Source organism: Mesorhizobium sp. (assembly GCF_017306585.1).
Taxonomy (GTDB): domain Bacteria; phylum Pseudomonadota; class Alphaproteobacteria; order Rhizobiales; family Rhizobiaceae; genus Mesorhizobium.
In genome coordinates this window covers 25,466-33,163 of the sequence record NZ_JAFKIC010000167.1, presented here as the reverse complement: position 1 = coordinate 33,163, position 7,698 = coordinate 25,466, and the positions used below count along the sequence as shown (strand labels likewise).

Sequence of the window (7,698 nt, the reverse complement as noted above, 5' to 3'; positions counted from 1 at the left end):
ACGATAATGAGGTTGGCAAGCTGGCCATTGGTGATGAAGGTCTTGGAGCCGTTGATCTTGTACTGGTTGCCGTCCTTTTCGGCGCGTGTCTTGACGCCCTGCAGGTCCGAGCCGGCGCCGGGCTCGGTCATGGCGATGGCACCGATCAGTTCGCCGGTGGCGAGCCTGGGCAACCACTTCTTCTTCTGCTCCTGCGAGCCGTAGTGAAGGATGTAGGGCGCGACGATCGAATTGTGCAGACCGATGCCGAAACCGTCGACGCCGACATGGCCGATGGCCTCGATGATGGCGCTCTCATGCGCGAAGGTGCCGCCGGAGCCGCCATATTCCTCCGGCATGGAGGCGCAGAGCAGGCCTGCCGCGCCGGCCTTGCGCCAGCTCTCGCGGTCGACCATCTCGTTCTTCTCGAACTCGTCGTAGCGCGGCGCGATTTCCTCCGACATGAAGCGGCTCGCCATGTCGTAGAGCATGCCGACCTCGTCGGCAGCCCAGGCGGGCTTCGGTAGAGAAAGCACTTCGCTTGGATTTGTCGCCACGATTTCCTCCGCGTTCCGACATATGTGGGCCGGCGGCGCCGGCCCAACAAACCTAGAACGCTTCCGCCGGAAGGGCCATTAGCGTGTCCGCGCCACTCGAAATACGGGCGAGATGCGCCGAGGTCTCCGGCATGATCCGCTCCATGAAGAAGCGCGCCGTCACCACCTTGTTGTCGTAGAAGGACTGAGAACCGTTGGCACCGGTCTTGCCCTGCGCCGCCTTGACCATCTGCGCCCACATGTAGCCGAGCGCCACGAGGCCGAAGAGATGCATGTAATCGGTGGAGGCGGCGCCGGCATTGTCGGGCTTGGCCATGCCGTTCTGCACCAGCCACATGGTGGCCGCCTGCAGGTCGTTGAGGCCCTTCTTCAGCCCCTTGGTGAACGGCGCCATTTTCTCGTCGGCGCGGTTTTCCTCGCAGAAGTCGCCGACCTCCTTGAAGAAGGCCTGCACCGCACGGCCGCCATTCAGGCCAAGCTTGCGGCCGACGAGGTCGAGCGCCTGGATGCCGTTGGCGCCTTCATAGATCATGGCGATGCGGGCATCGCGCACGAACTGGCTCATGCCGTGCTCTTCGATATAGCCGTGACCGCCGAACACCTGCTGGGCCATCACCGCATGGTCGAACCCCTTGTCGGTGAACACGCCCTTGACCACCGGGGTCATCAGGCCGGTGTAGTCCTCGGCGGCCTGCCGGTCCTTGTCGTCGGGGGAGCGATGCGCGATGTCGGATTTGATCGCCGTCCACAGCGCCAGCGCGCGGCCGGCCTCGTTAAAGGCCTTCATGGTCATCAGGCTGCGGCGGATATCGGGATGGACGATGATCGGGTCTGCCCTCTTGTCCGGCGCCTTGGGCCCTGAGAGCGAACGGCCCTGAAGGCGATCCTTGGCGTAGGAAACGGCGTTCTGGTAGGCAATCTCGGACAGCGACAGCCCCTGCAGGGCAACACCGAGCCGCGCCTCGTTCATCATCGTGAACATGGCCTTCAAGCCGCCATTCTCCTCGCCCAGCAGCGTACCTTGCGCCTCGTCGTAATTCATCACGCAGGTCGAATTGCCGTGAATGCCCATCTTCTCCTCGATCGAACCGCAGGAGAGCGTGTTGCGCTCGCCCGGATTGCCCGAGGCATCGAGTTTGAACTTCGGCACGATGAACAGCGAAATGCCCTTCACGCCCTCCGGCGCTCCCTCGATGCGGGCCAGCACCAGATGGACGATGTTGTCCGACATGTCGTGCTCGCCGGCCGAGATGAAGATCTTCTGGCCTGAAATCCTGTAGGTGCCGTCGCCGTTGGGGACGGCCTTGGTGCGCAGCAGGCCAAGATCGGTGCCGCAATGCGGCTCGGTCAGGTTCATTGTGCCGGTCCAGACGCCCTCGACCAGCCTGGGCAGCCACATGGCCTTCTGCTCGTCGCTGCCGTGGGTGATGATCGCCGCGATCGCGCCCTGCGTCAGGCCCGGATACATCATCAGCGCCATGTTGGCCGAGACCATGTATTCGGAGACCGCCTGGTGCACCATGTAGGGCAGCCCCTGGCCGCCGAACTCGACCGGGGCGGCGAGCCCCATCCAGCCGCCTTCGCGATACTGGTCGAAAGCCTCCTTGAAGCCCTTGGGCGTCGTCACCGAGCCGTCGTCGTGACGCACGCAGCCTTCCATGTCGCCGACACGGTTGAGCGGGTGCATGACGTTCTCGGCGAGCTTGGCGCCTTCGGCGAGGATGGCCTCGAGCACGTCAGGCGTGGCGTCGGAAAAGCCGGGAAGGTTGGAATAGCGCTGATAGCCCAGCACCTCGTTCAGCACGAACAGCGTATCCTGGACCGGAGCCCTGTATGTCGGCATGTTTTTCTCCACCCTGCGGACCTGGCCCGAAAACCCCGAAACCAAGTCAGGGCGGCATGCGGACCCGTGTTGAGGGCGGGATAGCAAAAATTGACGTTTGCGTAAACGTCAATTTTGTCGATGCGACAAGATTTCCATCCCTCGAATGCGGCGAACCTCGAGCCGCATGACCGCTTGGGCCAGCAAGCGGACTGTCGTGCTCGGGACTGACCAGGAAAGAAAAAAGCCGCGCGGCATGGCCACGCGGCTTCGATCGTCAGAAATTCCGCTGATCCGTCAGCTGGCGGCGCTGGCCGGCGCTGTCGTACGCTCAATCAGCATCTGGCGCACGGCCGACATCGAACCGCTCAGCTCGTTGATGGCGTCGTCGATCAGCGCACGCTGCTTCTGCAGGCGGGCAAGCTGCTTTTCCGACTTGTCCAACGCCAGCCGCAGTTGCTTGGTGTTGGAGCCGGTCGGATCGTAGAGGTCCATCATCTGCTTGACGTCGCGCAGCGAGAACCCGACCTTGCGGCCGAGCAGGATCAGTTTCAGCCGGGCCTTGTCGCGGCGCGTGTAGAGACGGGTCGAGCCGTCACGCTGCGGATTGAGCAGGCCCTTGTCTTCATAGAAACGCAGCGTGCGCAGCGTCACGCCATATTTCTTGGCCATTTCGCCGATGCGGGCGAGATCCTCGCCGGCTTCGACAGGTACATTGTTGGTATTGGCCGCGGTCTCGCCGGCCGAGATAAGCTTCATGGTCACTGGCTTTCCCCGTCTGATGGCGTCGCGGTCCTGGACCAGGCGTCGCCTGACTGGAAGCGGGGGCGTGCTTCCAGCCGTGGTTTCGACAAACAAAATCGCAAACAGCACATAAAATGCGCCTTTTACGTTTACGTCAATTCTATACCGATAGCCGCCTCATGACGCAAGGGCGTTCTCCAAACGGAACTTTATGCCGCACTAAAAAAGCCCCGGCGCCAACTTCCTCGCAACTTCTTAAGCTTGGTTAACGCCTTGTTTACCACGTTGGGCGAAATGTGCGCATGTCGGCTACCCGTGTTTATCCTGTATCGAATTTTTCACGGTTTTTCGGAGCGCGGGTGAACCCCGGGAAGCTTGTCTTCCACCGTGGCATGGAAGCGCGGTCGCCTCGTTCCGGCAGGGACTTGGGGAGCTGGCCATACGCTGGCCAATCTGAAAGACGGACGCACCGATGAACAGCAAGCGGTCCTATCTCGACACACTCAACGCCGGCAGGCAGCGCAGGCCACAGACCACGCTCGAGCAGCTGAACCGCTCGCTGGAGACGCTGGAACAGCGTCTGGGACAGACGCGCGAAGACGCGATGGCGCGTCCCGCTCCGCGCCAGTACGGCGACGATCCGCGCTACCCCGCCGCAGATCCACGCTACCCCGGCACCAACCCGCGCTATCCCGCCACCCAGCCGACCAGCCAGCAGCGCTGGTACGAGGATCCGCAACCGGCGGCACGCCCGCAAGCTCCGGCTCCCGCTCCGGCGCCGGCCCCTGCCTTCGACCAGAATTACCAGGCCATTGCCCGCGACATAGACCGCGTGCGCGGCCAGGAAGACAGCGTCGCCATGGTCGGCAAGATCGCCGGCGAATTACGCGGCATGCGCGAGGAACTGCGCCACCAGATGACATCGGGGCTGCAGCGCGAATTCGACGCGTTGCGCAAGGATATCGACCGCGCCTTCCAGTCCAAGTCGGGAGCGCAGGGCAAGGGCAGCGCCGAACTCGGCTTGGAGTTTGAAAGACTTTCCGGCGCCATCAAGTCGCTGTCGGAAAAGAGCGATGACAGAAGCGTCAACCTGCTGCGGCTGGAACTCGAGCAGGTCAAGGGCGCGCTCGACACTCTGGCGCGCGAGGAGAGCGTGCAGAAGGTCGACCGCCGCTGGGACGAGTTCGACCGCCGCTGGTCGGCCTTCGAGGACCGCGTCGACGCCGACCAGCGCAAGCGCACCGACGATCCGGCGCTTGCGGCCCTGACCGACCGGCTCGAACAGATCAGCAATGCCGTCAACAATCTACCGGAATCGCTTTCCCTGCGCTCGCTGGAGGAAAAGGTCCGCACATTGGCCGGCGCCGTCGATCATTTCGCCAGCCAGCAGGACAGTCGCGGCGGCGACACGCTTGCCATGATCGACGAGCGGCTGGACGAGATTTCCCGCGCCATCGTCGCCTCCACTGTCGCCGCACAGGCCAATGCGGTCGATCACGAAGCCTTCGAACGCATCGAGAAGCGGATCGACTCGCTGGCGCGGCAGATCGAGGAAGTGGCCCAGGACCATCCCGGCAACGCGGTAATGGATCGTCTAGGCGTACTTTCGAGCCGGGTCGACGAACTTGCCGGCCGCGCCAATCTGCCCGAACAGGCCATGGAGCGGCTGGCCAAGCAGATCGCGCTCATCGCCGACAAGATCGACCATGCGCCGGCCATGCCCGACGCCGATTATATTTTCCAGGGGCTCGAGCAGCGCTTCGACGTGCTGTCCGGCATGATGGAACGCCGCCAGGGCGACGCCATCGAACAGGGCAACATGCTGTTTCGCGACCTCGAGCGCCGGCTGGACGAGGTTGCCGACCGGCTGGACCAGCGCATGCCGCAGGTCGACAGCGCCGGCATCATGGAAGCCATCGACGCCCGTTTCACAGCACTTGCCAAGCGCATCGAGACGCGCGCTCCCGATCCGGCGGGCGAGGCGGCGATCCGCGGCCTGGAAAGCAGACTCCAGGACATTTCGAACCGTCTCGACGCATCGGCTGCCCAGGTCGCCGGCATCGACCCGGAACTGATCCGCAGCCTCGAGGGCCAGGTCGCCGGCCTGTCAGCTCATCTTTCCAAGCCGAGCACCCCGTTGCCGGAATTCGAGGACATCAGTCCGCGCCTCAACGACATCGAAAAGGCGCTGGCCGGCACACGCGATTCCATCCTCGGCGCGGCTCGCGAGGCGGCCGAGAACGCGGTGCGTTCGCTGGCCGGTTCAAACACCGACACGACTGCGGTTTCCGGCCTCGCCCAGGATCTGAAGACGCTGGAGACGCTGACGCGGCGTTCCGACGAGCGCAATTCGCGGACCTTCGAGGCCATCCACGACACGCTGCTCAAGATCGTCGACAGGCTGGGTTCGCTGGAAACCAGCGAACCGTCGGGCGCGGTGAGCGAACTGCTGGACACGAGCCCGGCCGAGCCGAGCAACTGGCGTGGCGCAAGACGGCCCAAGATGACGGTCAATGCACCGTCGTTGAACATTGACGAGCCGCTGCCGCTGACCGGTGACATGGCCGATCTCGACGCACGCGCCGCCGCCATATTGCGTGCCGAGCCTGCCTCCGTGAACGCCGAAACGAGTTCACCTCGCGGCCTGGGCACCCGCACGCCGGCGGAAGCGGCGGCCGCCGCCGCGATGGCCGCGCTCGGTTCCGACACGATCGCCGAGAAAGACCAGCCGGCCGGCCGCAAGTCGATGTTCGGCGGGCTGGCACGCGCCTTCAAGGGCAAGAAGGCGGCGGAAGCGCCGCCGTTGGCCGGCTCGGCGCCGAGCGTCGATGTGCCAAGCGTCGATCTAGACGAGCCGCTCGACCCGAAGGTGGCCAACCGCCCGCTGGAGCCCGGCTCGGGCGCTCCCGACCTCAATGCCATCATGAAGCGGGTGCGCGACGAGCGCGGGCAACCGGCAAAGCCGAGCGACAGCGATGCCGCGAAATCGGATTTCATCGCCGCCGCGCGGCGCGCCGCCCAGGCGGCAGCAGCCGAGGCCGACGCCCTGAAGCGCCAGTCGACGATGAAGGGACCGGTGAAGGCGCTCAGGATCGGCGACCTGCTCAAGGCACGACGCAAGCCGATCCTGATGGCCGCCGCCGCGATCATGCTGGCGCTTGCCGGCCTGCAACTCGGCAAGGCGTTCCTCTCGGATCCCGCCCAGGTGGCAAGCAACGACGCCGCGCCGATCGTCGCCGCGCAGCCCGTGCAGACGGCATCCATCGACACGGCGAGCCAGCCGAAGGCCGAGGTCGCGCCGGCGGCAACGGACAACGCGCCAGCGCGAACCGTGAGGCAGGCCGAACAATCCGCGCCCGCAAGCAAGGACGACGTGTCGCCCCAGACCGCGCTGGCGATGCCTTCGGACACCAATGCGGTGGCGGGTGCCGCACCTGCCGCCGAACCCGCGCCCACGACCTCGGCGTCTTCTTCCGGGCCGCAGACCGCCGCGCCGGAGGCGACGGCTTCGGCCGCTCCGGCGCCCGTTGCTCCCATGTTCGCCGCCCCGGCCGCCACCGCCTCCGCACAGCCCGCCCCTACTGGCGGCAGCCAGGCAACGGATACCGATGCGCAGCCGGCCACGGCTGCGCCTGCCACGGCCAGCGACACCACCGGCGCCCTTGCGCCGGCCGATACCGCCCCGGCGACAGCCACGGCGAAATTCGACATTCCGGCCGATGCCGGTCCCGCCGCGCTGCGCGATGCCGCTGCGGGTGGGGACGCCAAGGCGCTCTTCGAGGTCGGCTCGCGCTATGCCGAGTCGCGCGGGGTCAAGGAAGACATGGCCGCCGCCGCCAAATGGTACGAAAAGTCGGCGGAACTCGGCTTCGCGCCAGCCGAATACCGCATCGGCAATTTCTACGAGAAGGGCATCGGCGTCGCGCGCGACATCAAGAAGTCGAAGACCTGGTACCAGCTTGCCGCCGAACAGGGCAACGCCAGCGCCATGCACAATCTGGCGGTGCTGTTTGCGATGGCCGCGGACGGCGTGACCGACAATGAATCGGCCGCGCACTGGTTCCAGGAAGCAGCCGACCTCGGCGTCAAGGACAGCCAGTTCAACCTCGGCATCCTCGCCGCCAAGGGCGTCGGAATGAAGCAGAACCTGGAGGAATCCTACAAATGGTTCGCGCTCGTCGCCAAGACCGGCGACAAGGACGCTGCCACCAAGCGCGACGAGATCGCCAATGCGCTGCGGCCCGAGCAGCTCGAACGCGCCCGCGCCGCGACCGAACTGTGGAAGGCCAAGCCGCTCAATGCTGCCGCCAACTCCGCCGACATTCCCGAATCCTGGCAGGAAGGCACGCCACAGACCACCGCCGGCATCGACATGAAGAAGGCGGTCAAGAACATCCAGCTGATCCTCAACAAGAACGGCTACGACGCCGGCGGCGCCGACGGCGTGATGGGCGAAAAGACCAAGACCGCGATCATCGCCTTCCAGACCGACAACAAGCTGCCGGCGACCGGCGCGGTGGACGAAAAACTGGTCAAGGCGCTGCTGGCGCGCAAATAACGGCAGATGCGTCGTTTCCACGACGCCCCTGCCACACA

Annotated in this window: 4 protein-coding genes; 1 reads left to right on the top strand and 3 read right to left on the bottom strand. The window is 65.2% G+C overall.

The window, feature by feature from the left end; all coding sequences use genetic code 11:
- The 3 genes from J0I79_RS19710 to J0I79_RS19700 all read right to left on the bottom strand — a co-directional run.
- On the bottom strand, nt 1-536 hold a 536-nt coding region (locus J0I79_RS19710), incomplete at its 3' end, for an acyl-CoA dehydrogenase family protein (RefSeq protein ID WP_292862546.1).
- A 52-nt stretch (nt 537-588) separates the two neighbouring features.
- Nucleotides 589-2,379 carry an acyl-CoA dehydrogenase gene (locus J0I79_RS19705; RefSeq protein WP_292862542.1) on the bottom strand — a complete coding sequence of 597 codons (1,791 nt, stop codon included), beginning with the start codon at nt 2,377-2,379 and terminating at the stop codon, nt 589-591.
- A gap of 276 nt (nt 2,380-2,655) precedes the next feature.
- Nucleotides 2,656-3,117 carry a MerR family DNA-binding transcriptional regulator gene (locus tag J0I79_RS19700; protein ID WP_292862552.1) on the bottom strand — a complete coding sequence of 154 codons (462 nt, stop codon included), beginning with the start codon at nt 3,115-3,117 and terminating at the stop codon, nt 2,656-2,658.
- A gap of 457 nt (nt 3,118-3,574) precedes the next feature.
- Here J0I79_RS19700 and J0I79_RS19695 point away from each other — a divergent pair, with 457 nt between their 5' ends.
- Nucleotides 3,575-7,660, top strand: coding sequence for a peptidoglycan-binding protein (locus J0I79_RS19695; RefSeq protein ID WP_292862540.1), 4,086 nt, complete (start codon nt 3,575-3,577; stop codon nt 7,658-7,660).
- Nucleotides 7,661-7,698: the final 38 nt, after the last annotated feature.